The sequence below is a fragment of the Streptomyces sp. NPDC006879 genome, assembly GCF_042869595.1.
Taxonomy (GTDB): Bacteria; Actinomycetota; Actinomycetes; order Streptomycetales; family Streptomycetaceae; genus Streptomyces.
On the sequence record NZ_JBIAGC010000009.1, the window covers coordinates 118,878 to 144,067 of the forward strand.

Genomic DNA, 25,190 nt, shown 5'->3' on the forward strand with positions numbered 1-25,190 from the left:
AGCGCAAACCAATAGGTCCCCGCCATGAACAGGATGAGGATGACTCCTGCGGCGGTCAGGCCGTCAGCTCCTCTTGCAGCGCTTCCCGCAGCTTCGCGGCCCGCTCGGCGACCTCGGCCGGGCCCAGCTCCACGGCGCGGGCACACCACTTCTGCCCCTCAGTCAGATCTCCGTGGCGGGCGGCGAGCAGGCCCAGCCGCAGCGCCGCACGGCCATGGCCAGCCACCGCCGCCCTGGTCCACCACAGCGCCGCCTCCGGCTCGTTACCCTCTCGGGCCAGCAGCAGTCCGAGATTGAAGGCGCCGTTGCGACTCCCCGCCTCGGCCGCCTCCCGGTACCAGCGTTCAGCCGTTCCGAGATCGCCACGGGAGGCCGCGAGCATGCCCACGCGCACCTGGGCCCGGCGGTGCCCGTCCTCGGCGGCACGCTCGTACCATTCCTCGCTCTCACTCTTCTCCGCCACCGACTCGCCAAGGCCCACCGGGTCCGTCGGCGGGGACAGCGACTCCAGCAGAGAGGCGAGCCGAAAGGCGGCCTCGGCGCTGCCACCGCCCGCGGCACACCGCAGGTGGCGTTCAGCGGCGCGCTCCTCACCGTCGCGCACCAGAGCGATCCCGACCTGGAGGGCCGCGTCGGTGTGCCCGGCAGCCGCCGCCCGCTCGTACCACTTCAGGGCCGTGCGGTCCTCGTCACGACTGGCGAAGAGGATGCCGAGGTTGAACGCCGCATCGACACTGCCCGCTTCGGCGGCCTTGGAGAACCAGGGCTCGGCACCGGCCGCGTCCCCGACCTGCAGGAGCAAGATGGCCAGCGCGTTCGCCGCCTCCCGGTGCCCGGCGTAGGCCGCCCGCCGATACCACTGCTCCGCCTGCTGGTTTCGGTCCTGGGCAGCGCAGAGCAGCCCCAGGTTGTAGGCGCCGTTGTCGTCGCCGGCGTCCATGGCCGCCCGGTACCAACGTTCGGCGGTCTGCGTCTCGCCGCGGGCCGCGTGCAGCGCGCCCAGAGCGTTGGCCGCGTTCCCGTCGCCGTCGGTCGCGGCGCGCAGCCACCAGGTGGCGGCGCCGTCCTCATCGCCCGCATCGCGCAGCAGGAAGCCGAGGGCGCAGGCCGCGCGCGCCTCGCCGTCCTTGGCGGAGGTCAGGTACCAACGACCTGCCTCCTTCAGCTCCCCGCGGGCCTCCAGGAGGGTGCCCAGACGCAGCGCGGCCAGTCGATGACCCCTGGCGGCAGCCTGCCTGAACCACTGCTCCGCCTCGATCGCGGCCTCGGCCTTCCCCTCTCCCTTGACCGTCTTGGTCAGGTGGCGGGCGAGCCGGTACGCAGCCTCGCGGTGGCCCCGCTCGGCGGCGACCCTCAGCCAGCGCCCGGCGCCGGCGTCACCCCGGTGCTCCAGCAGGTCGGCGAGGGCATGGGCACCCAGGGTGTGGCCGGATTCCGCAGACTGGCGCAGCCAGTACTCGGCAGCGGGCTCGTCGCCGCGCTCACGGTGGTGACGGCCGAGCGCATGGGCCGCGGCGGCGGAACCCGCGACGGCGGCGATGCGCCACCAACCTGCCGCCTCTTCGGGGTAGCCACGCTGGTGGAGCAGGACACCGAGGTTGTTGGCGGCGGCACGGTCCCCCGCCCCGGTCGCGGCGCGCAGGTAGGGTTCGGCGGCGTCGAGCTCTCCACGGCGGAGCAGCAGTGCACCCAGAACGCTCATGGAGCCGGCATCCCCGGCGTCGGCGGCACGGCGGTGGCGGGCTTCGACCTCGGCGTCGGTGTCCGCCGCCTCGGCCACGATCGCGTCAGCGACCTCAGCGGATGCGGGGTCGACGCGGTCGGCGCCCGCTGCCAGCGCGACACCCGTGGTCTTGACGGCCCCCGCCGCCGCTACTTCTACTTCCGCCCGCACAAACCGCCCTGTCTCCAGCAGAGTTGACCTGTCCCCCATAAATCCCATCGTCGCACCACCTGCAACCCGGGTACACCTGGTATACCGCAGCCAGAGAGGTCTCTACAGCGTTTTGTCGACATGCCCACAGAGTGACAAGTGAAACACGTCGGCCACTCAACCACCCCCACACGAGCGAGAGTCAGGAAAACCGGCATATGACCGCAGGCATGAGGAAGGCCCGGATCCAATGGATCCGGGCCTTCCTCTTCAGTAGCGGGGACAGGATTTGAACCTGCGACCTCTGGGTTATGAGCCCAGCGAGCTACCGAGCTGCTCCACCCCGCGTCGTTGTGATGCAACCGTACCACGGCGCGGGGAGAAGCCTTTCATCAGTCCTTTGGCGCAGCTCCCGACTCCGGCTTCGCGCCCTCGCCGGCCGGCGGCGTAGCGCTGGAGCCCTGGTTCGGGGTGGCCGTCTTGGCCTCAGCTTCGGCGGCACGCCGCAGCGCAGCGGCCAGCTCGTCCTGCGCCTTGCCGTACGCCGTCCAGTCACCGGCCTTCAGGGCCTTGTCGGAGTCCTCAAGGGCCTTCTGGGCATCGGCCAGTGCCTGCTTCACCGTGGGATCAGCCACGTTCGGCGGCTGGGCGGTGCCCTCATCGGGCTGGGTCGGCTGGCTGGGGGCCTGGGCACCGAACACCACGTTGAGCGCCTTGTCCAGGGTGTCCTCGAAGGCGGTAGCACCTCCGTAGGTGACCAGGACCTTGCGCATCAGTGGGTACTTCAGGCCGCCACCACGCACGTACACCGGCTCGACGTTGAGCATCCCGCCGTCCAGCGGCACGGTCAGCAGGTTTCCGTACACCACCTGCGAGTCGCCCCGGCTGAGGATGTTGATGGACTCGGCGATGGCCGGCTGTGAGTTGAAGCGGTTCTGGACCTGCTTGGGGCCGTCCACGGAGCCGCTGGTGGGCAGCTTCAGGATTCTGATCTTCCCGTACTCCGAGGTCGTCGGATCCGCGTTGACCGCCATGAAGGCACTGAGGTTGTCCCTGCCGTTGGGCGTGAAGGTGGTGGTGAGCGAGAACACCTGGTTCTTCTGCTCTGGCATCTTCATCGACAGGTAGTACGGCGGAACCGCGTTGACGACCTTGGTGGTCGGGTCGTTGGGGACCGCCCACACCTCGCTACCGCTGAGGAAGGTCTGCGCATCGGTCACGTGGTACCGGGTCAGCAGTTCGCGCTGGACCTTGAAGAGGTCCTGCGGGTAGCGGATGTGCTCCATCAACTCCGGGGTGATCTCGCTCTTCGGCTGGACCGTCCCGGGGAATGCCTTCATCCAGGTCTTCAACACCGGGTCCTGGGTGTCCCACTGGTAGAGCCGGACCGTGCCGTCGTAGGCGTCCACGGTGGCCTTGACCGAGTTGCGGATGTAGTTGACCTGGTTCTCCTGAGCGACCACGGCGCGCTGGCTGTTGGTCAGCGAGTCCGCGGTGGTGTCACCGAGGGTGGTGCGCGAGGCGTACGGGTAGCCGTTCGTGGTCGTGTACGCGTCGACGATCCACTGGACCCGCTTGTTGACGACCGCCGGGTAGGGCGCGCCGTCGATGGTGAGCCAGGGCGCGACCGACTCGACGCGTTCCTTCGGCGTTCGGTTGTAGAGGATCCGGGAGCCTTCCCCGATCGCCCCGGAGTACAGGATCTGCGGCTCGCTGAAGGCGAGCGCGTAAGCGGCCCGGTTGAGCGGGTTGCTGAGGTTGACCCCGCTGTTGCCCTTGTAGGTGGTGGTCTTCTCGCCGTCGTCGGTCGAGTAGTCCAGCTCGGTCTGCGGGCCCCCGACGATCGAGTACTGCTTGGTCTGCTCGCCGTAGTAGATCCGCTGCTCGAACTCGCCGAGTTCGCCCACCGAAGGCAGGTTCGACTCGGTGAAGACGGGGTCGCCGCCCTTGGTGACCTCGGTGCCCTTCGCGGCGACCACACCGTAACCGTGGGTGTACCGGAAGTGGTCGTTGATCCAGTTGTTCTTGGGGATGCCCGCCAGGTTCAGCTCACGCAACCCGATGACGGTGTCCTGGCCCTTGTAGCGGTCTACCGCCAGGGTCGGCGGGAAAGCGTAGTAGCCCTTGATCTGCTGGAGCTGCTTGAAGGCCGGCGAGACGATGTTGGGGTCGAGCAGGCGGATGCTGGCCGTGGTGGCGGCGTCCTGGCGCAGCTTCTGTTTGTCGCTGACCTTGCTGACCCCGTCGTACTCGGTGACCTCGGAATCGTTGATCCCGTAAGCGTCCCGGGTGGCTTCGATGTTCTTGTTGACGTACGGGGATTCCTTGGCCTGCTCGTTCGGCTGAACCTGGAACTTCTGCACGATCGCCGGGTAGAGCCCGCCGATCAGGATCGCCGAGAGCACCATGAGCCCGAAGCCGATCACGGGCAGCTGCCAGGTGCGTCGCCACAGGGTGGCGAAGAACAGCACCGCACAGATCGCCGCGATGCAGAAGAGGATCGTCTTGGCCGGCAGGTAGGCGTTGGCGTCGACGTAGCGCAGACCCGTCCAGTTGTCCGCGGCCTTGAAGTCACTGGACTTCACGGCCAGCCCGTACCGGTCGAGCCAGTAGGCGACCGCCTTCAACGAGACGAAGACCCCGAGCAGCACCGACAGGTGTCCGGTCGCGGCGGCGGTGGCCCGGGCGCCGGGACTGGTCACGCGCAGCCCGCCGTACAGGTAGTGCACGAGGGCGGCGGCGATCAGCGACAAGATGGTCGCCGCGAAGCCGAATCCCAGCAGGAAGCGGTACCAGGGCAGGTCGAAGGCGTAGAAGGCCACGTCCAGGTTGAACTGCGGGTCGCGGGTACCGAACGGAACGCCGTTGACCCACATCAACCAGGTGCGCCACTGACCGGCCGCCGAGGCGCCCGCGATCAGACCCACCAGGGCGGAGATGCCCAGCAGCAGCCACTTCTTGTAGGGCGCGATGTTCATCCGGTAGCGGTCGAGGCTCTGCTGCTCCAACGACATGGCGCTGAGCGGTGGCCGCAGCCGGTGCGCGAGCCAGATGTTCAGGCCCACCGCTCCCGCCATCAGCAGCCCGAAGACGGCGAACAAGCCGATCTTGGTCCACAGGGTGGTCGTGAACACCGACGAGTAGTCCACCGACCGGTACCAGAGCCAGTCGGTCCAGAACCCGGCGAACATGATGAACGCCATGGCCAGGACGGCCAGGACGCCCAAGGTCATCAGTAGGGTCCGGGCGCGCCGGGACGGGCGGCCGACTCTCATCCGTGGCCCGGAAGGGCCTCCGCCGCGGTCCGGCATCTGGAAAGCCAAGGTGCGCACCTCGAAGTCGCAGTGTGTCTTTTGGGCCCCCGATCGTAGGGCCCACTGTTGCAACTTACTGACGCTTTACTCAGTTCCCGAAGTGGGGCCGAATCCCGAACTGAGACCGAAAGGAGGCAGGATGTTGTCCATGTCCAACGTTTCCCCCTCCGGCACGCCCATGGCGGCCAGCCCCCTGACCCGGGCCGTCCTCGAAATCGACGAGTACGCCTCCGGGCTCGGCTGGGACCAGCCCGCCCGCCTCTTCGCCCTCGTCGACACCGCGAAGCTGCGGGCCCAGGAGCCCCAGCTCGCCGCCCAACTCGGTCTGGACGGCCCCGCTGAGGCCACCGCCTCGCTCACCCCGGTCGAGCAGGACGAACTGCCCGCCGGCACCGCCCTCGACGAGTTCCTCGGCACCATCGCCTGGCCCGACGCGGTGGCCGGTTGCGCCCTGACCCTGGAGCGGCTGATGCTGCCGCCCTCGGCCGAGGCCACCGTCCCCGAAGGCCTGGACGAGGCCCGGCTCACCGAATGGGTGGCCCGGCATCCGGAGCGCCAGGAGGTGCGGATGACGGTGGCGGTCCTGCGCGACGGGGCCCGTGAATCGGCCGTGCGGCTGCGTGAGAAGGACTCCTCGACCGAGGTGCTGACCGGCTCGGACCTGGTGCCGGGACTGGCCGAAGCGCTCGCCGCGACCTTCAACTGAGGACTGTCCGGCAAAACCCGGTGGATCGGCGTGCCGCGTCAGATGCGGTGCGTCACAAGGCAGAAGGCCGCCCTTGCCACCGGGTGTGTTCGGGCCACTCGACAACGCGGCGAGGCTCCGTGACCGTCGTCCCGCTCCCGCCGGGTACGGCGGGCCGCCCTGGTGCTGTGACCGGGAGGGTTCACCGGAAGGCCCGCGGTATCCGGTGCCCCGCCGGGCGCACCGAGCGGTGCGCCTTCCCGGTCGCGGCACCGGTGGCGCTTGGTCGTCTCGGTATGCCAGTGAGGCCGGCCACCGGGGCGTTCGGTCAGGAGGCCGTACAGCGCGGCAGCGCCGCCGTGTCCCCCGCAGCGATCTTCTGCGAGGCCGCAACCGCCTCCTTGAGGGTGGCGACCTTCACCAGGGTCAACCCGTCGGGGACGTCGGCTGCCGCGGACGCGCAGTTCTCCTGCGGGGTCAGGAAGTACCTGGCGCCCGCATCGCGCGCCCCGATCGTCTTCAGCTGAATGCCACCGATCGGTCCGACCTTGCCCGCGTCGTCGATGGTGCCCGTGCCGGCCACGAACTTCCCCCCGGTCAGGTCCTGCGGCGTCAGCTTGTCCACGATGCCCAGGGCGAACATGAGGCCGGCGCTGGGACCGCCGACATCGGCGAGGTTGATGTCGACCTGGAAGGGGAAGGTGTGGTCGGTCCCGGCCCGGATGCCGACGATCGCCCGACCGGTCTCCGGTGACTTCTTGGTCGTGATCACGACCTCCTCGGTGCGGGTGGCCTCCTTGTGCTCCTTCTCCGCGGCGGCTGCCGCCGCGGCCGGCACGATGGTGAAGCTCACCTGCTCACCCGGTTGGTGCTTGGTGACCAGCGCGGCTACGTCCGCCGGCTTGGTCACCGGCTGGCCGTCCACGGCCCGGATGACGTCACCGGCATGCAGCTTGTTTTCCGCGGGAGCCCCCTTGACCACGGAGGAAACGATCACGCGGGCGGTCACCGGGATGTCCAGCTGGCGCAGCGCCGCCACCTTGGCGCTCTCCTGGGACTGGCTGAACTCCTCGGCGTTCTCCTGAGTCGACTGCTCCTCGGTCTTCCCGCCCGGGTAGAGGTTCTCGTGCGGGACCACGACGTTGTCGTGGGACAACCAGCCGAAGACGGCTTCCAGCAGGTTCATCTCGTAGTCGGCCCCGGTGACCCGGACCGTCGTCATGTTGAGGTGACCACTGGTGGGGTAGGTCTTGCGACCCGAGATCTGGAGTACCGCCTCGCCCCTCGCCTCTCCCAGGGTGTTCACGGTCGGCCCCGGGCTCATCTCGGAGTACGGGACCTTCATGAACAGCCCCACACAGAGCAGCGCGAACAGCATCAGGGTGGAAGCGAGCATCGTCGCGGTGCGCCGTGGCATGGAACGACAGTACGGGACGTGCCTGTGAAGGGGCCTGTGGGGCCGGGCCGTAAGGGGGTTGCGCAGGGACACCTTCCCCGGGACGCATCAGACGGCGTCGGAACCGGAGGGCGTCTTCTCCATCGCTTCGCGGAACCGGGCGTAGCCCGCGAGCTCGGATATGTCACCGGAGGTGCGATCGCGGGCGGCCCAGCCGCCCCATATCGCGGCTCCGATGGCAGCGAACGACGGAATCAGAAGCCATGCAAGTGAGGCCATTCCGATCCTCCCTACCCCTTGATCGTGAGCGCCTGGGTTCTCGGTGCTACAACGCTCTTATCAGGAGGCGGGTTACGCAAATCGGATGAGGCCCCAACGGTCCCGGTCAGGGCCCGCCGAAGCGCCGCCCGGCCCTCCCGCGGGCACCCCGGAGCCCTCCGACAGGTGGCCTCAGCAGGCGCCCACCCACTCCTCGGTGCCGTCCGAGAACCGTTGGTGCTTCCAGATCGGGACCTCGTGCTTGAGGTCGTCGATGAGCTTTCGGCAGGCCTGGAACGCTTCCCCCCGGTGCGGACAGGACACGGCGACCACCACGGCGAGATCTCCCACCCGCAGATCGCCCACCCGGTGGACGGCTGCCAGGGCGCGGACGGGGAACTCGGCCACCACGCGCGCGGCGATCTGCCGCATCCGGGCCTCGGCCGTCGGGTGGCAGGAGTAGCCCAGCGCGTCCACGTCCGCTCCGCCGTCGTGGTTGCGCACGGTCCCGACGAACAGAGCGGTGCCGCCGGCGGCGTCGTCCCCGACCGCCTTGAAGACCTCGTCGAGGGAGAGCGGGGTCTCACGGATTTCGAGCAGCCGGATGGGGTCCGCCGCTGCTCGCTCACCGGGGTGGTCAAAGGTCAGTGCCATGTGGTCCATCGTGCCGCACGCCGTGGACCGGGTGGAATAGCCGTTTCGACCGGGGCTAAGGGTTGCCCGTATGGAGCCTCCTACGAGCCGGCGGACGGGCGACCGGACGCAGCCCCTGCTTCAGATGCGACGGCGTGCCTTGCGCGCCCGCCGGACGAGCGCCGCCGTGCCGAGCAGCGCGACCGTGGCACCCGCCGCACCGGCGGCGGTGGCGTCCTTGCGCCCGAGCCGCCGACCCGCGACCGTGTGCCGGCCGGCCACCTCCTTCAGGAGCTCGGCGAGCACCTCCTCGTTGGTCCAGCGGGGCCGCCAGCCGGCGTCGTGCAGTCCTCCGACGCTCACCACCCACGGGTGCATGGTGTAGGCGAGGTCACCGGCGGGCGAAGGTGTCAGTCCGATCCGGTGCAGACGCGCTGCCGCGCCGAGCGCCACCGCGGAGGGCAGCTCCATGCGGCGGATTCCGCTGAGCTCTTCGACCTCCTCCTGTTCCAGCCATCCCTCGCAGCCCACCGCGAGCTCTCCCTCGACCTTCTCCAGGGCCGCGTACTCCAGCGCGCTCACCAGGTCCTCGACGTGGCAGAACTGCCAGGAGGGTCGGGAGCCCGCGACGACCAGCAGCCGCGGTGACTCGAAGTACCGGGTCAGCGCCGTGTCCGTGCCGCCCACCAGGGTCGCGGGACGTACGACGGTCACGTTGAGGCCCGGGTGTGCGCGGGGCGCGCGCCGGCCCAGACGCTCGATCTCCAACAGGTCGCCCACGCCGGTGGCCTCCGCGGTGGCGCGCAGCTCGGCGTCCTCGGAGAGCGGAACGTCGTTGTCCGGCAACGCTCCGTAGACCATCGCCGAGGTGCACAGCACCACACGGTGCACCCCCGCCGCCGCGGCGGCGGTCAGTACGGTCTGGGTGCCGCGGACGTTGTAGGCGGTGCGGGAGGCCGGATCGCTCTCCAGGTCGAGGTCCAAGGCCAGGTGCACGACCACGTCTGCGCCGCGCAGCTTCTCGGCGATCGCGGGATCCCGCACGTCGAGGACGTGCCACTGCGCGGCGGCACACTCTCCGCGCCGCTCATCGATCGCGAGGACCTGTCTGACCTCGTCGGACTCGGCCAGGCGCGCCACCAGGGCGGCGCCGATGCCGGAAGCGGCGCCGGTGACCGCGATGACGGGGCCACGGGCGGCCGGGGCCGAGCTGTTTCGCGCTACGCGAACGTGCGGATCTGGGGAACTCACCGGGCGTCTCCAGCGGTTGTCTTCAGTAGGCACGCGCAGTGACGCGTACCAACCAGGTGACGTCCATCCTGCCGCAGGCCGGGAGTCGGCGGAGCACCGAGCCCGGATGCGGGCCCAGGTGTCTACGCTGGGTGGTGTTGTCGGGCAACCGCCGCCGGCGTCGATGCCGGTGGCCCTACGAGCCGAGGAAACCCGTGAGTGACACCCCATTCGGATTCGGTCTTCCGCCGGAGGAGCCGGAGGACGGCGACGGCAAGGGCAAGCCCGGTGGCGAGGGTCCCGGCGGTCCGTTCGGCTTCGGCCCCGGCGCGGGCGACAATCCCTTCGCCGCCATGTTCGGGTCGATGAACCCGAACGATCTTGGTGCCGCGTTCCAGCAGCTGGGGCAGATGCTGAGCTACGAGGGCGGTCCCGTGAACTGGGACATGGCCAAGGACATCGCCCGGCAGACCGTCGCCCGGGGCACCGCTGACGGCGTCAAGGACTCCAGCACCGGCCCCGCCGAGCGGGCCGCCGTCGAGGAGGCCGTGCGGCTGGCGGACCTGTGGCTGGACGACGTCACCTCGCTGCCCTCTGGCGCCTCCGTCGCGGTCGCCTGGAGCCGCGCCGAGTGGGTGGAGGCCACGCTGCCGGTCTGGCGCGAGCTGGTCGATCCGGTGGCCGAGCGCGTCGGAGCGGCCATGGGCGATGTGCTTCCCGAGGAGATGCAGGCCATGGCAGGCCCGCTGCTGGGGATGATGCGCTCCATGGGCGGGGCCATGTTCGGTCAGCAGATCGGCCAGGCCGTGGGCGTCCTCGCGGGCGAGGTGGTCGGTTCCACCGACATCGGCCTCCCGCTGGGCCCCGCCGGCAAGGCTGCGCTGCTCCCGCTGAACGTCGCGGCCCTCGGCAAGGACCTCAGTGTCCCTTCTGAGGAAGTCAGGCTGTACCTGGCGCTGCGCGAGGCGGCCCACCAGCGGCTTTTCGCCCATGTACCGTGGCTGCGCTCGCACCTGTTCGGAGCGGTCGAGGGCTACGCCCGGGGAATCAAGGTCGATACCTCCAAGCTGGAGGACGTGGTCGGCCAGCTGGATCCGACCCACCCCGAGCAGCTCCAGGAAGCCTTGCAGGGCGGCATGTTCCAGCCGCAGGACACACCCGAGCAGAAGGCTGCGCTGGCACGTCTGGAGACCGCCCTCGCGCTGGTGGAGGGCTGGGTGGACGCGGTGGTCCACGAGGCCGCCAAGCCCCGGCTGGCCTCCGCCGATGCCCTGCGGGAGACGCTGCGCCGGCGCCGGGCCTCCGGCGGCCCGGCCGAGCAGACCTTCGCCACGCTGATCGGCCTGGAGCTGCGACCGCGCCGCTTGCGTGACGCCTCGCGGCTGTGGGCTTCGCTCACCGACGCCCGAGGAGTGGACGGCCGGGACGGGCTGTGGGAGCACCCGGACATGCTGCCCACCGCCTCCGATCTGAACGACCCGGACGGGTTCGTCCACCGCGAGCAGCTGGACTTCTCCGAGCTCGACAAGATGCTGGGTGAGGCCGCGCAGAAGCGCGAGGACGACGGTGGGGCCGCGGGCGAGGGCAAGGGCGACCCGGAGAAGTGAACCTGCACGAAGACGCGTGTCGGGTGCTGCGGACGTACCCGGACCAGCACGAGCTGCGTCAGGTCTATCTGGACCACCTCGGCGCCCATCCTGACGCCATGTGGAAGGCCTGCGGAGCGGGCCACCTCACCGCCAGCGCGCTGGTCATCGATCCGGAGAACCGACGGGTCCTGTTGACCTTGCACCGAAAGCTCAAGCTGTGGCTCCAGATGGGGGGCCACTGCGAGCCCGAGGACGCCACGCTGGAGGGCGCGGCGCTGCGGGAGGCCCGCGAGGAGTCAGGCATTTCCGAAGGTCTGGTGCTCCTGCCGGGCGGGCCGGTCCGGCTCGATCGCCATCCGATCCCCTCGCCCTGCCATTGGCATCTGGACGTGCAGTACGCGGCACTGGCCCCGGCCGGATCCCGGGCCCGGATCAGTGAGGAGTCGCTCGACCTGCGCTGGTTCTCCTACGAGGAGGTTCCTGAGGTCGCCGACGCCTCGGTGGTCCGACTCTTGGAGCAGACCCTCCAGCGCGTGTGATCCTCGGCCCGCGCACCGGGTGGGTGGCCGTGCTGCCCGCCCGGATGCGTAAGGGCGCGGTTCCGGCCTGGCCGGCGCCTCGTGAGGTGCGGTGCGGACACCGGGAGAGAGCCGATTCGGCCGGGCCAGGGCGGGCTCACGCACCGACCAAGACCCGGCCGGCCCTGTTCAGCTCCAGGCGTTGTTCTGGTTCTGCCCGTAGGCGCCCTGCTGTCCCACGCCGAACTGGGCGCGCGCACCCGATCCGATCTGGGCATTCTGGGGCGGTAGCACCTCGCTGGGCTGTACGAGGGCGAACCCCTGGCCCAGGAAGCTGAGCTCCCAGCCTTCGCCCGTGTTGCCCCGGCGGCGCCAGACTCCGCTTGAATGCGTCTGGGCCTGCATCTGCACCCGGAGCCCGGAGGACCAGGCGACGATGGCGTCGGCGTCGACGTTGACGTACTTCTCGGGGGTCACCTGGAGCATCAGCGGCTGACCGGACGTCATCAGCGCCACCTTGCCGTGGCCGTTGATGTTCAACTGGTACTTGCCGGTGCCCGAGATTCCGTACTGGCTGTCCACGGCGATGACCTCGGTGTTCAGCGTGGAGTCCAGGGCAAGGACGTAGTTGCTGTCGACCGTCAGCCCCTCGCTGGTCACGTCGAGGACGTGCACGTACTGGGCGAGGTTGGCCAGGTACACCGTGCCCTGCCCCGAGCACCGCATCAGGTCCAGGCCTTCGCCTGTGTGTGCGCGGGCCCGCTGCTGGCTGCTGCTCTGGTACTCGCCGTCGAAGTCGACGAGCCCCTGGTAGGCCACCATGGCGCCCTTGCGGGCCAGGACGTCGTCAGAGCCGGTGAGGGCCACCCGCAGCAACTGCGGGTTCTGTACGGCGTACCGGTCCTGGGAAGGGTTCTCGGTGTGACTGAAGAGTGCACTTTGCATGGTGTGTGTCCGCTCCCTCAGCCCCGGGCCCGAAGCCGGTCGGTGCTGTCCTCGCTCGGTTGTACGACGACGATGCCCTGGCCCGAGAAGGCCATCTGGTAGGCCTCTCCGCTGCCGCGTCCGATCATCGAGGACGCCTTGAAGCTCCGCTTGCCCTTGACCTTGAGGTTCGGAGACCAGGCGACGAGCGCGTCGGGATCCACGTAGGTCTCGTCCTCACCGCTACCGCAGTCAACGACGATTGGCGTCCCGCGGGAAGTGAGCGCCACCCAGCCGGTACCGGAGACCTGGACGTTGAACAGCCCCTGGCCGGCGAACTTGGCGAGGCCCTTGACCTTCTCCACGCCCCAGCGCAGGTGTGCGTCGAAGGCAAGAAGATTGGTGCCGTTGACGGAGAGCGAGTCGTCGTTCAGGTTGATCACCACCACGTCCGCACCGTAGTCGGCAAGGTAGAGCAGGCCGTCGCCGCTGCACTTCATCAGGGGCGCCGACTCCCCCGTGATCCACTGCGAGGCCAGCTGCCGCACCGCCGGCGGGTTGGGTTCGTACTGGATGAATCCCTCGTACGCGATCATCGAGCCGGAGCGGGCGAAGAGGTCCTGCCCGCTCTGCATGGCCACCTTCAGCATGCTGCTGCCGTGGTTCTCCATGCGGGCCGCGACGGGGGTCGGGACGTAGCCCGCGAGTTGCTGGTTCATGACGGGCTCCCTCAGACCTCGTAGGGCTGGACGACGATGAAATTGCCGGGGGCGCCGCGGAACTGGAGGTTCACGGTTTCCCCGCTGTGGCCCGGATAGGCGTTGCGGCGCAGTCGGACCTGGCTGGAAAGGATCACCTGTGATCCCGCGGACCAGGCGACGACGGCGTTGCTGTCGGCGAAGGTCGTGGGGGTCACGGGGAGCACCACCGGGGTGCCGTGCGTTTTGACCACGACGGTTCCGGTTCCCTGGAACTGCATCGTGAACAGGGCTCCACCGGGAATGCCGTGTCCTTCGATGCGGCGGACCTCGTATTGGAGGGACTCGTCGAAGGCGAGGACGTTCTCGGCGGACACGCACAGGGCGTCACCCTGCAACTCGACCGAGTGCAGGTGAGTGGCGTCCTCGGCGAAGAAGACCTGCCCGCGGCCGGTACAGCGCATCAGCTGCATCTCCTGGCCGGTGGCGTTGCCCACGATCCGGCCTGCGAACCCCGCCGACTTGTAGCTGAAGTCGACCTTGCCTTGATACAGCACCATGCTGCCCTGTCGGGCCAGGACCGCCTGACCTCCGACGCCCAGGTCGACCCGCATGAGCTGCTGGTTCTGTGGTGTCCACCGCACACCGGTGGCCGCTTCCTTGTACGGCGCGAGCGCGGCGGCCAGCCCGGCAGCGGCCTGCTGGGGGGCGGGGCCGCCTTGTTGCGGGAACCCTCCGGGGACGGGCGGCGTGTGCTGCCCGGGGAAGGGCGCCGGCGCCTGCCCGAAGGGAGGCTGTTGCACCGCAGGCACGGGTTGCCCGTACGGCGCCGGGACCGGCGCCTGCGGGTACGTGGGCGTCTGCACGGGTGCGGCGGGCGCAGGGGGCGGGACCGGCGCCGTAGCCGGAGCGGGGTGTGCCGGCGGCGAGGGAGCTGGAGGCGGTGACACGGCCTGCGGAGCCGCCGGCTGGAGCGGCGGGGCGAAGCCCGGCACGGCGAAGGCAGGAGCGGCAGCGGCCTGCGGTGGGGCCGCGGCAGCCGGTTCCTCCTCGGCCACTTCACCGCCGAAGTTCTTGAGCAGCGCCTCAAGCCCGCCGTCGAACCCCTGTCCGACGGCAGCGAAGCGCCAGACGTCCTTGAGGTAGAAGTCGCCCAACATCACGGCGCGCTCGGTGCTGAACTCCGATCCGGTGAAGGAGTACCGTACGACCTCCTCGCCGCCGGCCACGATCCTGATGTAGCCCGGAGCGATCTGAGACATCTGCCCGCCGCCGTCGACGGTCGCCGTGAAGGACAGTCGGTGGACGTTTTCGGGCACCCGGTCCAGCGTCACTCGGAACGACTCGGTGTCGCCGGCTTGCGTCCCGAGGAGTTGGACGGACTCCTCCGGGGACTTCGGCTGGTTGAAGAAGATGAAGTACCGGTCGTCCGACAGTCGTTCATCCGCATCAAGGCCGAAGCAACTGATGTCGAACGTGACTCCCGGCGCCGAGATCTGCACGCCCACGTACAGGTCCGTACCGGCGGTCAGATCACTGACCTTGGCCTTGTGGCCGCGTTGGAATTCCCTCGCCATGCGGAAGCCCGTCCCCCATCCCGGAGCTGATGTATTCGCGCCAGGCTAACGCCGGAACGAGGCCGGAGGCGACGCTGGTACCGACCCGGTACACAACACTCCGGTCACGGGGATGGTTGCCCCTCTGCCTCGATGGCAAGCACCCCTACTCGCCACGGGCGGTGGGCACATGGGGCAACCGGTCGGCGGCCACGACCCCCTCAAGGTAGCCGCGGGCCCGCTCAGTGCGGGGGTACCCCTCCAGCAACCGCCAGAAGTCCGGCCCGTGCCCGGGTACCAGCAGGTGGGCGAGTTCGTGCAACAACACGTAGTCGACGACGTACTCGGGCATCCCCTGAAGGCGGTGCGAGAGGCGGATGCTGCCCTCCGCCGGAGTACAAGAACCCCAGCGGGTGTTCTGGTTGGTCACCCAGCGCACCGACCGAGGACGCGCGCGACCGCCGAGGTGCTGCCCTGACAGACGTGCCGCCCTCTCGCTCAGTTCGTCATCACCGAGGACCCTCTTGCTCTCCTGAGCCGCGAGCTTGTCCAGCATCACTGCGATCCAGCGCTGCTCTTCGGCCTCCGACATCCGGGCCGGGATGAGGACGATCGTCCGGTCACCTTCACGGTATGCGGATACGGTGCGGCGCCGGCGCGCGCTCCGGCGCACCTCGACGGCGCTCGATGCCGTGTTCTTACGGGGCGACTGGCCGGTCGCACTGCGCAGCGGCGGGGTGGAGCGGCGGGAGGGGTCGGCGGGCACGCCTCGACGGTACCCCCTCGCCCTGGCCGAAGTCCCGACTCCCGCCCCCTTCCGCGGCGATCAGCCCGCCATGCCGAACAACCCAAATATGACTAGTAAGAGGAAATGGCACCTCTTGTGGATAACTCCGGGCAGATCTTCTGAGACCCGGGCATGCTGCGGAGGTGGGGCAGGAACGCTCCGATGGCGATGGCCCGGGCACGCCGCACGGGCTGGGACGGGGAAGGGGTGGGGAAGATGTATCCGATGATGAAGCCCGCACTACGGCGCGCCTGGCGGGATCTGAACACGGTGCAGTGCGGTATCACTCCGGCGCACGCGATCACGGTGGGACCGCTGGACCCGGGCGCGGGTTGCTTCCTCGGCTCCCTGGACGGCACCCGGGGCATGTCGATGCTCCGAGCCGAGGCCCGCGCGTTGAATCTCTGCGAGGGTCGGGCCGACGACCTCGTGCGCGGCCTGGCCCGGGCCGGGCTGGTGGAGGACCTCACTCGGGGCGGTCCCGCCGCACAGGCGTTGCGCGAACATTCCGAGACGCTTGACCGATTGCGTCCCGATCTCGCCTCACTCTCCCTGATGAGACCCGAGCCGGGGAGCGCTCTGCGGACTCTTGCGGCCCGCAGCGCCATACGGGTGCAGGTGCGGGGGGCAGGCCGGGTCGGCGCCGTGATCGCCGCCCTCCTCTCGGGTGCCGGGATCGGGCACGTGGAGGTCCTGGACGGCGGGCGCGTGGAGCCCGCCGACGTGGCACCCGGCGGGCTCTCCGCCCGATCCCTCGGTGAGCTGAGGGGCCCGGCAGCCCACCGTTCGGTCCGGGAGGCCTCGCCCGGGCCGTCGGCTCGGGCCACCACGGAGTCCAGATCGGGCACCCCGCACGGCCCCGCCCTGGTGGTGGTCGCGCCCAGGGACGGGCTCGGTGCATACGCACCGGAGACGGCGGCGGCCGAAGGGTGGATCGCCGCGGGCACCCCTCACCTCTACGCGGGAGTTCTGGAAGCCACCGGGATGGTCGGGCCACTGGTCCTCCCCGGCGGCACGGCTTGCGCGGGCTGTGTGGAGCGAGAACGCCAAGACCAAGACGAGGCGTGGGCCCGGATGCTGGTGCAGTGGCGGCTCCCGCGATCCAGACCGGCGCCCGCCTGCGATCTCGCGCTGGCCGCCGCTGTGGCCGGGCTTGCCGCCGCACACGCACTGGCCTTCCTGGACGGGGATCTGCCGGCTTCCACCGGAGCCCGCTGGGAAGTGACGCTGCCGGTACTCGACTGGCGTTCCACTCCCCTGCGACCGCACGCCCAGTGTCCCTGTGGGGCAGCGGCAGGACTCCAGGAGAAGAAGGAGTCCAACTTGCCGACGTCACAGGACACAATGGCCACGTAGCCGCCGACCGCGGCGCGGCTGCCTGGGAACTGGAGGGGCGCATGTCGGATCTTCCCCGGAAAGCGGTCACTCGTACCGCGAAGTTGGCCGCGCTGCCCTTGGGCATCGCGGGTCGGGCCACCTGGGGGCTGGGCAGGCGAATCGGCGGCAAATCAGCGGAGTTGGTGGCAAGAGAACTTCAACAGCGCACAGCGGAGCAGCTCTTCAAGGTGCTCGGAGAGCTCAAGGGCGGAGCGATGAAGTTCGGACAGGCCCTGTCCGTCTTCGAGTCCGCTCTACCTGAGGACATCGCCGGCCCCTACCGGGCCGCGCTGACGAAACTCCAGGAAGCGGCCCCTCCCATGCCAAGCGGGACCGTCCACCAGCTGCTCGCAGAACGTCTGGGCCCGCACTGGCGGGACCTGTTCAGGGAGTTCGAGGACAAGCCCGCTGCAGCCGCTTCCATCGGACAGGTGCACCGCGCTGTGTGGCACGACGGCCGGGCGGTCGCCGTGAAGGTGCAGTACCCGGGAGCAGGCGAGGCGCTGCTGTCGGATCTGACCCAACTGGGCCGTTTCGCCAAGATGCTCGGACCACTGATCCCGGGTATGGACATCAAGCCGCTGATCTTGGAGCTCCGTGAGCGAGTTGCGGAGGAACTCGACTACCTCTTGGAGGCGGAGGCACAGCGGGCTCATGCGGCCCTGTTCGCGGACGACCCGGACGTGTTCGTCCCTGATGTGGTCCAGGTCGGACCGCAGGTGCTCGTCACCGAATGGATGGACGGCATACCGCTCGCCGAAGTAATACTTGAAGGCAGCCAGGAGCAGCGCGATCGGGCCGGGCAGTTGCTCGCGCGCTTCCTCTTCTCCGGCCCAGCGCGCACCGGCCTGTTGCATGCCGACCCGCACCCAGGCAACTTCCGGCTGCTGGTCGGCCCCGACGGGCGCCACGAGACGGCTCGGCTGGGTGTCCTCGACTTCGGAACCGTCGACCGCCTCCCTGACGGCCTACCGGAGACAATCGGCCGATCACTGCGCCTCACGCTGGACGGCGATGCGGGCTCGGTGTACGAGCGGTTGTGTGCGGAGGGGTTCGTCAAGGAGTCCGTGGAACTCGATCCGGACGCCGTGTTGGACTATCTGAGGCCGATCATCGAGCCTGCGGCTGTGGCGGAGTTCACGTTCTCCCGAAGCTGGATGCGCAGCCAGGCGGCCCGGGTTGCCGACCCGCGCTCCCCTGCCTCTCAGCTGGCGAAGCGCCTGAATCTGCCCCCGTCCTACCTGCTCATCCACCGTGTCACATTGAGCACGATCGGGGTGCTGTGCCAGTTGGGTGCGACGGTACGGCTACGCGAAGAGCTTGAGGAGTGGCTCCCGGGGTTCGGCGCGGCGCCGCTCGCGGAGGGAGTCTTGGAAGGGTGAGGGGCTGGGTTACCACCAGGCGGAGTCCAGGCGCCCTTCGATGGCGCGTAGATGGGCTCGGGAACAGGCTTCACAGAAGTAACATCGCTTGCCGTTCTCAACCGAGCACACCCAGGTAGGCGGAGGCGGCTCAGTCGGGGAGGCGGTGGCACAGCGGAAGCACATCACGGTGTCAGTTCCGCCACCCCGCCGAGTTGGGTCAGGAGTCTGCTCGTCCACCCACCGACGATAGCTCCGCACGCTCGCCGCTGCCCGGTAGCAACGCCCCGTGGGGGTCGGACCGTACGGCCCGACCCCCACGAAAGACAACCGAGTACCCCAGGGCGGTCCCTGGGGGGCGCCTGCCGTTCGGTTACTGCATGACGGCCATCGCCAGCGCGCGGCGGGCGCGCAGCGACATGCGCTCCGCCCGACGCTGCATACGACGCGCGGCGATCAGGCGTACGGCACGACGCTCCGCATCCGATTCACGCATGCGTTCGTGCATATGCGCACGTGCCAGGGCTTCTGGAATGAGTTGCATCTCGCGGGTCCTGTTCTGACGCGAGGTGTTCGCGCCGGTGGTGGTGAAGTCTGCGATCACGGAGCCGGAGGGCTCGATCATGGGAAGGGTCATCGGGGCCTGCTTCAGGGGTTCGTGCGTATGAGGGCGATCGATCGTGCCGGTGGCGTTCATGCCGTGACCGGGTTCTTGCGCGGGCGGCCACGGGGCCGCTTGCGGGCAACGACGACGCCCTGCACGAAGAGCTCGCCACCCCAGACGCCCCAAGGCTCACGGCGCTCCTTGGCGCCGGCGAGGCAGGCCTCGACCAGCGGGCAGGTCCGGCAGAGCGACTTGGCGTACTCCACGTCGGCCGGAGACTCGGCGAAGAAGACCTCCGGGTCGTAGGAACGGCAGGGAACGGGTACACCGAGGTTTTCGATGGCGTCGTCGAGCGCGGTGAGCGCCGTAAGCGGGGTCAAAGCGTGGTCCTCCGGAACTGCGGGCGGGGAGATCGTCTGGGCGAGCGGTACGGACGGGGCGTGCGCTTCGAGTTGCACGGTGGTTTTGTTCCTCGTCTTTTCGGTCCGGCCAGGTGAGGCCGGTGTTCGGCTGGTACCGGGTCCTTCGTCCCGGGCCCTCGTTCCGTAGCCCCGGTCGGGGACAAACAGAAGGGCCGCGGATCCCGGTTGGGTTCCGCGGCCCTGAAGGCGCCGGCCTGATCAGGCGATCAGACTGGATCACTCCAGGGTTCGAGCCCACGGAAGGCCCACATCGTGTGGTGCTGCGTCGTCTGCTTCGGGAATCCGGCACCGGCTGCCGCAGGGGCATAGACCAGAGCCTGTGCCGCCATTACTGCCACCGGTGCCTGGGTCGGTCGTTCATTGCGCTCCCGCTTGGGCGGCAGGCAGGCCAGGGACGCCAGGCTGCCAGCGGGAATCACGGAGAACAGTTCGGTGCCACGGGTCGAGGCAGTGGTGGAGAGGCCGAGCAGGCAGGAGGCGGCAACCGAGCGATCGGTCATCTTGGTGAAGGTCTTGAAGCTGGTCACTGGTCTCGCCTCCTCTCGGCGTCTCGGGGACGGTGGCCCTGGGGCCTGTCCCATGCGTATTCGGATAAGTACAGCTCAGTAGAGCACGAAGGCAGGGCTTCGAAGAAGCCGCTCTCCCCGTGGTTAAGAACCTATGGGGATTCGCGGGGCATGCGCAAACTATTTTTCTGACGAGTTTCTACGCATCGTCAGACCCCTCCTCCGCAGGCTCCTCGCCTGCGCAGATCGCCAGAACATCGGCTCCGAACCGGTCCAGCTTCCGACCGCCGACCCCGGAGATCATCGTGAGCTCTCCCTCGCTGGCGGGCACCGCCTCGGCGATGGCCATCAGCGTCTTGTCCGTGAAGACGCAGTACGCGGGCTGGCCGAGCTCCTTGGCCTGGCCCGAACGCCACTGACGCAGTCGCTCGTAAAGGCCCTCGTCCATGTCCGAGGGACAGCCATCGCAACGCATGAGCTTCATCTCACCGGCGTCGGTCAGTGTCTTGCCGCACACCCGGCACTGCACCGGTCCGCGCCTGCCGCGTTTGCGTGTTCCTCCCTCGGGACCCGCCGGGCCCCTACCGGAAGCGGAGGAGCCGGGCCGCAGGCCGTTCAGGAACCGACTGGGACGCCGGGAGGCCCTACCCCCCGGAGCTCGGGAGATGGCCCAGGACAAGTGCAGATGGAGCCTGGCCCGGGTGACGCCCACGTACAGCAGGCGGCGCTCTTCCTCGATCTGCTCGTCGCTCTTGGCATAGGTGATCGGGACCATGCCCTCGTTCAGCCCGACCAGGAAGACCGCGTCCCATTCCAGGCCCTTCGCCGCGTGCAACGAGGCCAGGGTGACGCCCTGGACCGTCGGAGCGTGCTGAGCCGCGGCGCGCTCATCGAGTTCGGCGACCAGGTCCGCCAGGGCGGCCCCAGGACGAGCCCGAGCGAAGTCCTCGGCGAGGCGCACCAGGGCGGCCAGGGACTCCCACTGGTCGCGCACGGCTCCGGAGCCCGCGGGCGGTTCCGTGCTCCAGCCGTTGCCGCTCAGGACCGCACGGACCTGGGAGGCCAGGTCCACGACCTCTTCCAGAAGCGGATCGTTGCCGCCGAAGCGGGCCGCGCCGCGCAGCGCCTGAATGGCCCGGCGCACCTCCTGCCGCTCGAAGAACCTCTCGGCACCACGCAACTGGTACGGGACCCCGGCGTCCGCGAGGGCCTGCTCGTACACCTCGGACTGTGCGTTGATCCGGTAGAGCACGGCGATCTCGCCGGCGGGCACGCCTGTGGCGATGAGCTCGCGGATGCGGTGGGCCACGCCCTCGGCTTCGGCGGGCTCGTCGGAATGCTCGGTGAAGGTGGGCTCCGGACCGGGCTCGCGTTGGGAGAGCAACTCCAGCCGGTGCTCGGCGGCCCGGCCGCGGGCCTGGCTGAGCAGGCCGTTCGCCAGATGGACCACCTGGGGCGTGGACCGGTAGTCGCGGACCAGGCGGATCACGGTGGCCTGGGGATGGCGTGTGCGGAAGTTGAGTAGATGGTCGGGGGTGGCCCCGGTGAAGGAGTAGATCGTCTGGCTCGCGTCGCCGACCACGCACAGGCTGTCACGGTCACCGAGCCAGAGGTCGAGCAGGCGCTGTTGGAGCGGGCTGACGTCCTGGTACTCGTCGACGACGAAATGTTGGTACTGACGGCGGACCTGGTCGGCGATGTCCGAGCGGTCCTGGAGGATTCCCACGGTCAGCAGCAGCACGTCCTCGAAGTCGATCATGCCTCGATCGCGCTTCAGCTGCTCGTAGAGCCCGTAGATCTGCGCGATCTCCGCTGCGTCCCGCGGGACCTCGCGCCCGGCCTTGACCGCGGCGGCCAGATAGTCGGCCGGCACGGTCTGGGTGACCTTGGACCACTCGATCTCGCCGGTGACATCGCGCAGCTCATTGCGGTCGAGTCGGAGCCGGCAGCGCGCGGCGGACTCGGCGACGAGCTGGATCTTGCGCTCGACCAACCGCGGCAACTCACCACCGACGGCCTTCGGCCAGAAGTACTGGAGCTGCCTCAGCGCGGCTGAGTGGAAGGTGCGGGCCTGCACCCCGCCGGCTCCCAGTCCCCGCAGACGACCGCGCATCTCGCCGGCCGCCCGCTGGGTGAAGGTGACGGCGAGCACACTGGCCGGCTGGAGGACGCCGGCGTGCACCCCGTATGCGATCCGATGGGTGATCGCCCGGGTCTTGCCGGTCCCGGCTCCCGCGAGCACGCACACCGGGCCGCTGAGCGAGGTGGCCACCTCACGCTGCTCGGGGTCGAGGCCCGCGAGCACGGCGTCCGGCGATTCTGCGGCGGCCGGGAAGGAAGAGGAGTGCGTTGCTGCTGTCACCCCGCCATGCTCTCAGGTCCACCGGGGGCGAAGGGAAAGTTGTCCACAGGCGTCCCGCCTTCTTCCTATGAGAGCACCGGGAATGCTTGCCGGGTGCCGCGCGTTCGAGACTTCGGAACTGCCCCACCTTCCCGTACCAAGAGGAGCGCACGACCATGGATCAGGGTTCTGTGACGATGTACAGCACCACCTGGTGCGGCTACTGCCGCCGGCTGAAGAGCCAGCTGGACCGCGAGGGCATCGCGTACACCGAGATCAACATCGAGCAGGACCCCGACTCGGCGGCGTTCGTCGAGAAGGCCAACGGCGGCAACCAGACGGTCCCGACCGTCAAGGTCATCGCCACCTCGGGCTCCGAGTCCGTCATGACCAACCCCTCACTGGCCCAGGTCAAGCAGGCACTCGCCGTCTGACCGGGCGCCACGGCGCGCTCCACCACACACGCCCCGGCGGGCCGCTCCCGGCGGGGCGTGATGCTGCCCGGCACCGCTTTCGCCTCCAGAACGCCACCGGGGCCGAAGCGGAAGCGAAACGGAAGCCGAAGCGGAAGCACGAACGGAGCCTCGTATCAGAGCCGGCGGTAGACAGGCGCGCTCAGAGACGGATCGTCGCCCCCGCCCCTCAGCGAATCGAAGAGCCGGGGTTCGCCTCGTCCCACTCGCGCCGGGCCTGCCCGATGGCCGCCCGGTGCTCCGCGGACCAGTCAGCGAGGGCCCTCACCAAGTGGGTGAGGCTGTGACCGGTCGACGTGAGCTCGTACTCGACCTGCGGTGGGACGGTCGGCCGCACGGTCCTGCTGATCAACCCGTCCCGTTCCAGGCGGCGCAGGGTCAGTGTCAGCATGCGTTGGGAGATACCGGGAACGGCACGCTGGAGCTGACGGAACCGCCGCATGCCCTGCGCGAGCTCGACCACGACCAGCACGGACCACTTGTCGCCGATCCGGTCCAGGACCTCGCGGATCCCACAGTCCTCGTGCTCATCGCCGCAGGTGACGACCGACCCGCTGGTTACCTCCGTGTGCCTCACTGACATCGAAGTGCCTTCTTTCGCCGTTGCCCCTCAGCCCCGCAGCATGTTGCTGGTTACTGAAGAGAACCTACCCGCGGGGAGACTTCCGTTGATCCTGGTCACCGGCGCCGCAGGCGCCCTCGGTTCACTGATCGCAGCGCGACTGTCCGAACGCACCGACGTGGTGCTGGGAACCCGCGCCCCGGACCGCCTCCACACGGCGCTTCCGGTCCGCGCGGTCGACTTCGACGATCCGCGCACCCTGGACACGGGCTTCGCAGACGTCAGACTGCTGCTGTTGATCTCCGCCGGCCACGGCGAGGACGACTGCGTCATCGCCCGCCACCAACGTGCCATCGAAGCCGCCGAGCGGTCCGGAGTGAGTCATGTCGTGTACACCAGCCTCACTGCCGCCGGCGACCACCTGCCGTATGCCCTGCCGCACCGATGGACCGAACGCCGGCTGCAGCAGAGCGCCATGGACTGGACGATCCTGCGCAACGGTCTCTACGCCGAGCTGATCGCCCAGATCACGGCCCCCTCCCCGGACGGCATACTGACCGCGCCCCTGGCCGACGGCCAGGTCGCGGCCGTCACGCGGGAAGACCTCGCCGAGGCCGCGGTCCGGGTGGTGACTGAAGCCCCCGAGCACGCTGGACGCACCTACGAGCTGGTCGGGGAACATGCCGTGGGTGGCCAGCAGCTGGCCCGGGCCCACGGCGAGCGGGTCAGCTACGCACCGTTGGAGCTGGCCGCGGTCCGAGATCTGTTCACCGCAGCCGGCACCCCGCCCTTCCAGGTGCCGATGTTGATCGGCACCTACTCGGCGATCGCCGCCGGCTTCCTGGGCCGCACCGGAACCGAGCTGCGCGATCTCCTCGGGCGGGCACCCCGACCAGCGCTTGAGGTCATCGCCGGGGCCGGCTGAAACTACCTCGACGGAAGTCGGGCCGGCCGCCGCGGAAGGACGGCCGGCCCGCAACCGGCGGCAGCGGGCGCGGGGCGGAAAGCCCGACCGGATGCCACCACGGGCGGTCGCCCGGTTACGAAGCGGAACGCGGCTGCGGAAGCGGCTTGCCGTACCAGAGTTCCAGGAGCCGCCCGGCGATCGAGATGCCGCCGGGCGGCAGGACCTCACCCGTCTCGAAGGCCCGGCTCAGCTCATCGCGCGAGAACCACCGCGCCTCCTGGATCTCCTCGCCGTCCACGTTGATCTCGTCGGAGGTGGCCCGGGCCATGAAACCCAGCATCAGGCTCGACGGGAACGGCCAGGGCTGGCTAGCGATGTACTCCACCTCGCCGACCGTGACACCCGCCTCCTCCCACACCTCACGGATCACGGACTGCTCGATCGACTCCCCCGGCTCGACGAACCCCGCCAGCGTGGAGAAACGGCCCTCGGGCCAGTGCACCTGCCGACCGAGCAGGGCACGGTCCTCGGCATCGGTGACCAGCATGATCACCGCGGGGTCGGTACGCGGGTAGTGCTCGGCGCCGCAGGCCGGACAGCGACGGATGTGCCCGGCCGCCGCCACCACGGTGCGCTCGCCGCAGCGGGAACAGAAGCGGTGCAACCTCTGCCAGTTCTCCAGGGCGACCGCGTGCACCATGAGTCCGGCGTCGCGAGGGGAGAGCAGCAGCCCGGCCTCGCGCAGTCCGGCCGGGCGCGCGGACTGGTCCATCCGGCCCGGCAGCGAGTCCTTCTGTAGCGCGAAATAGCGCACGCCCTCCGCATCCGTGCCGAGGAAGTACCGGTGGGTCTCGGTCGGAGGAGCCTCGAAGGCCGGTGTCATCACCAGCTCCGAACCGCCGTCCGCGGTGTCGTCGATCAGGACCTGGCCGCCGGAGACCACGAAGACCCGGGTCGTCGGGTGGCTCCATGCGGCGGCCAGCCAGGCCTCGTCGAGGCGGTGGTGGGCCGCACGGTCGATGGCGCTCGGTACACAGAGCGCGAGAGGACGGTCGGCGACGAGATCGCCGTGTTCGATCGAGATGCTCACAGGTGCTTCCAACTCCCCCGGTGGATGTGGACGGTACGCGTGCGGGCGCGGCTACCCAGAAGCGGCGGGGTCAAGGGCCCAGGCCG

Annotated in this window: 23 protein-coding genes and 1 tRNA gene; 7 read left to right on the plus strand and 17 right to left on the minus strand. The window is 69.4% G+C overall.

Annotation, left to right across the window (positions count from 1 at the left end; genetic code table 11):
* Positions 1–55: 55 nt before the first annotated feature.
* From ACFYMC_RS10195 to ACFYMC_RS10205, 3 genes are all read right to left on the minus strand, one after another.
* Positions 56–1,942: a sel1 repeat family protein gene (locus ACFYMC_RS10195; protein WP_388521679.1), complete on the minus strand. Its 1,887-nt coding sequence runs from the start codon at positions 1,940–1,942 to the stop codon at positions 56–58.
* A 205-nt stretch (positions 1,943–2,147) separates the two neighbouring features.
* Positions 2,148–2,221 (minus strand) — tRNA-Met (locus ACFYMC_RS10200).
* Between the two features lie 44 nt (positions 2,222–2,265).
* Positions 2,266–5,184, minus strand: coding sequence for a UPF0182 family protein (locus ACFYMC_RS10205; protein ID WP_388521854.1), 2,919 nt, complete (start codon positions 5,182–5,184; stop codon positions 2,266–2,268).
* A 142-nt stretch (positions 5,185–5,326) separates the two neighbouring features.
* Between ACFYMC_RS10205 and ACFYMC_RS10210 the strand changes: the two genes are divergently transcribed.
* A complete protein-coding gene (locus tag ACFYMC_RS10210; protein WP_388521682.1) occupies positions 5,327–5,893 on the plus strand; it encodes a PPA1309 family protein in 567 nt (188 codons plus the stop codon).
* A 307-nt stretch (positions 5,894–6,200) separates the two neighbouring features.
* Here ACFYMC_RS10210 and ACFYMC_RS10215 read toward each other — a convergent pair whose 3' ends face one another.
* The 4 genes from ACFYMC_RS10215 to ACFYMC_RS10230 form a co-directional block, all read right to left on the minus strand.
* Positions 6,201–7,289 carry a PDZ domain-containing protein gene (locus ACFYMC_RS10215; RefSeq protein WP_388521685.1) on the minus strand — a complete coding sequence of 363 codons (1,089 nt, stop codon included), beginning with the start codon at positions 7,287–7,289 and terminating at the stop codon, positions 6,201–6,203.
* A gap of 87 nt (positions 7,290–7,376) precedes the next feature.
* Positions 7,377–7,547: a hypothetical protein gene (locus ACFYMC_RS10220; RefSeq protein WP_388521687.1), complete on the minus strand. Its 171-nt coding sequence runs from the start codon at positions 7,545–7,547 to the stop codon at positions 7,377–7,379.
* 171 nt (positions 7,548–7,718) lie between these two features.
* Positions 7,719–8,180 carry a molybdenum cofactor biosynthesis protein MoaE gene (locus ACFYMC_RS10225; RefSeq protein WP_388521690.1) on the minus strand — a complete coding sequence of 154 codons (462 nt, stop codon included), beginning with the start codon at positions 8,178–8,180 and terminating at the stop codon, positions 7,719–7,721.
* Positions 8,181–8,300: 120 nt separating this feature from the next.
* A complete protein-coding gene (locus tag ACFYMC_RS10230) occupies positions 8,301–9,410 on the minus strand; it encodes an SDR family oxidoreductase (protein WP_388521693.1) in 1,110 nt (369 codons plus the stop codon).
* 194 nt (positions 9,411–9,604) lie between these two features.
* On the opposite strand from ACFYMC_RS10230, the gene ACFYMC_RS10235 reads away from it, so the two are divergent.
* Together ACFYMC_RS10235 and ACFYMC_RS10240 are read left to right on the plus strand one after the other, a co-directional pair.
* Positions 9,605–10,996, plus strand: a complete 1,392-nt coding sequence (locus ACFYMC_RS10235) for a zinc-dependent metalloprotease (protein ID WP_388521696.1) — start codon at positions 9,605–9,607, stop codon at positions 10,994–10,996.
* Complete coding sequence (locus tag ACFYMC_RS10240; RefSeq protein ID WP_388521699.1) at positions 10,993–11,517, plus strand: NUDIX hydrolase; 525 nt, start codon at positions 10,993–10,995, stop codon at positions 11,515–11,517. Before ACFYMC_RS10235 ends, ACFYMC_RS10240 begins: the two co-directional genes overlap by 4 nt.
* Positions 11,518–11,685: 168 nt before the next feature.
* Here the strand turns inward: ACFYMC_RS10240 and ACFYMC_RS10245 are convergent, their stop codons facing one another.
* The 4 genes from ACFYMC_RS10245 to ACFYMC_RS10260 all read right to left on the minus strand — a co-directional run bounded on the left by ACFYMC_RS10245 (position 11,686) and on the right by ACFYMC_RS10260 (position 15,440).
* The gene (locus ACFYMC_RS10245; protein ID WP_388521702.1) at positions 11,686–12,441 is read right to left on the minus strand and encodes an AIM24 family protein; all 756 of its coding nucleotides are present in this window, start codon (positions 12,439–12,441) and stop codon (positions 11,686–11,688) included.
* Between the two features lie 17 nt (positions 12,442–12,458).
* Positions 12,459–13,139 (minus strand): AIM24 family protein, encoded by a 681-nt coding sequence (locus ACFYMC_RS10250; RefSeq protein ID WP_388521704.1) that lies wholly within the window; start codon positions 13,137–13,139, stop codon positions 12,459–12,461.
* Between the two features lie 11 nt (positions 13,140–13,150).
* Entirely contained in the window at positions 13,151–14,695 is a 1,545-nt protein-coding gene (locus ACFYMC_RS10255; RefSeq protein WP_388521707.1) for a TerD family protein, read from the minus strand.
* A 145-nt stretch (positions 14,696–14,840) separates the two neighbouring features.
* Entirely contained in the window at positions 14,841–15,440 is a 600-nt protein-coding gene (locus ACFYMC_RS10260) for a M48 family metallopeptidase (RefSeq protein WP_388521710.1), read from the minus strand.
* A 237-nt stretch (positions 15,441–15,677) separates the two neighbouring features.
* On the opposite strand from ACFYMC_RS10260, the gene ACFYMC_RS10265 reads away from it, so the two are divergent.
* Positions 15,678–16,817 carry a TOMM precursor leader peptide-binding protein gene (locus ACFYMC_RS10265; RefSeq protein ID WP_388521856.1) on the plus strand — a complete coding sequence of 380 codons (1,140 nt, stop codon included), beginning with the start codon at positions 15,678–15,680 and terminating at the stop codon, positions 16,815–16,817.
* A gap of 41 nt (positions 16,818–16,858) precedes the next feature.
* Positions 16,859–18,220 (plus strand): ABC1 kinase family protein, encoded by a 1,362-nt coding sequence (locus ACFYMC_RS10270; protein WP_388521713.1) that lies wholly within the window; start codon positions 16,859–16,861, stop codon positions 18,218–18,220.
* A gap of 352 nt (positions 18,221–18,572) precedes the next feature.
* Here the strand turns inward: ACFYMC_RS10270 and ACFYMC_RS10275 are convergent, their stop codons facing one another.
* From ACFYMC_RS10275 to ACFYMC_RS10290, 4 genes are all read right to left on the minus strand, one after another.
* Entirely contained in the window at positions 18,573–18,896 is a 324-nt protein-coding gene (locus tag ACFYMC_RS10275) for a hypothetical protein (protein ID WP_388521716.1), read from the minus strand.
* Entirely contained in the window at positions 18,893–19,261 is a 369-nt protein-coding gene (locus tag ACFYMC_RS10280) for a WhiB family transcriptional regulator (protein WP_388521719.1), read from the minus strand. The genes ACFYMC_RS10275 and ACFYMC_RS10280 overlap by 4 nt, the downstream gene beginning before the upstream one ends.
* Before the next feature lie 170 nt (positions 19,262–19,431).
* Complete coding sequence (locus ACFYMC_RS10285) at positions 19,432–19,752, minus strand: hypothetical protein (protein ID WP_388521722.1); 321 nt, start codon at positions 19,750–19,752, stop codon at positions 19,432–19,434.
* A 178-nt stretch (positions 19,753–19,930) separates the two neighbouring features.
* Positions 19,931–22,093 (minus strand): ATP-dependent DNA helicase UvrD2, encoded by a 2,163-nt coding sequence (locus tag ACFYMC_RS10290; RefSeq protein WP_388521725.1) that lies wholly within the window; start codon positions 22,091–22,093, stop codon positions 19,931–19,933.
* Between the two features lie 155 nt (positions 22,094–22,248).
* Here ACFYMC_RS10290 and ACFYMC_RS10295 point away from each other — a divergent pair, with 155 nt between their 5' ends.
* Positions 22,249–22,506 (plus strand): mycoredoxin, encoded by a 258-nt coding sequence (locus ACFYMC_RS10295; RefSeq protein ID WP_388521727.1) that lies wholly within the window; start codon positions 22,249–22,251, stop codon positions 22,504–22,506.
* A 208-nt stretch (positions 22,507–22,714) separates the two neighbouring features.
* Here ACFYMC_RS10295 and ACFYMC_RS10300 read toward each other — a convergent pair whose 3' ends face one another.
* A complete protein-coding gene (locus ACFYMC_RS10300; RefSeq protein WP_388521730.1) occupies positions 22,715–23,128 on the minus strand; it encodes a winged helix-turn-helix transcriptional regulator in 414 nt (137 codons plus the stop codon).
* A gap of 40 nt (positions 23,129–23,168) precedes the next feature.
* On the opposite strand from ACFYMC_RS10300, the gene ACFYMC_RS10305 reads away from it, so the two are divergent.
* Positions 23,169–24,032 (plus strand): NAD(P)H-binding protein, encoded by an 864-nt coding sequence (locus ACFYMC_RS10305; RefSeq protein ID WP_388521732.1) that lies wholly within the window; start codon positions 23,169–23,171, stop codon positions 24,030–24,032.
* Between the two features lie 115 nt (positions 24,033–24,147).
* On the opposite strand, the gene nudC is transcribed toward ACFYMC_RS10305, so the two are convergent.
* Complete coding sequence (nudC, locus tag ACFYMC_RS10310) at positions 24,148–25,098, minus strand: NAD(+) diphosphatase (protein ID WP_388521858.1); 951 nt, start codon at positions 25,096–25,098, stop codon at positions 24,148–24,150.
* Positions 25,099–25,190 lie beyond the last annotated feature (92 nt).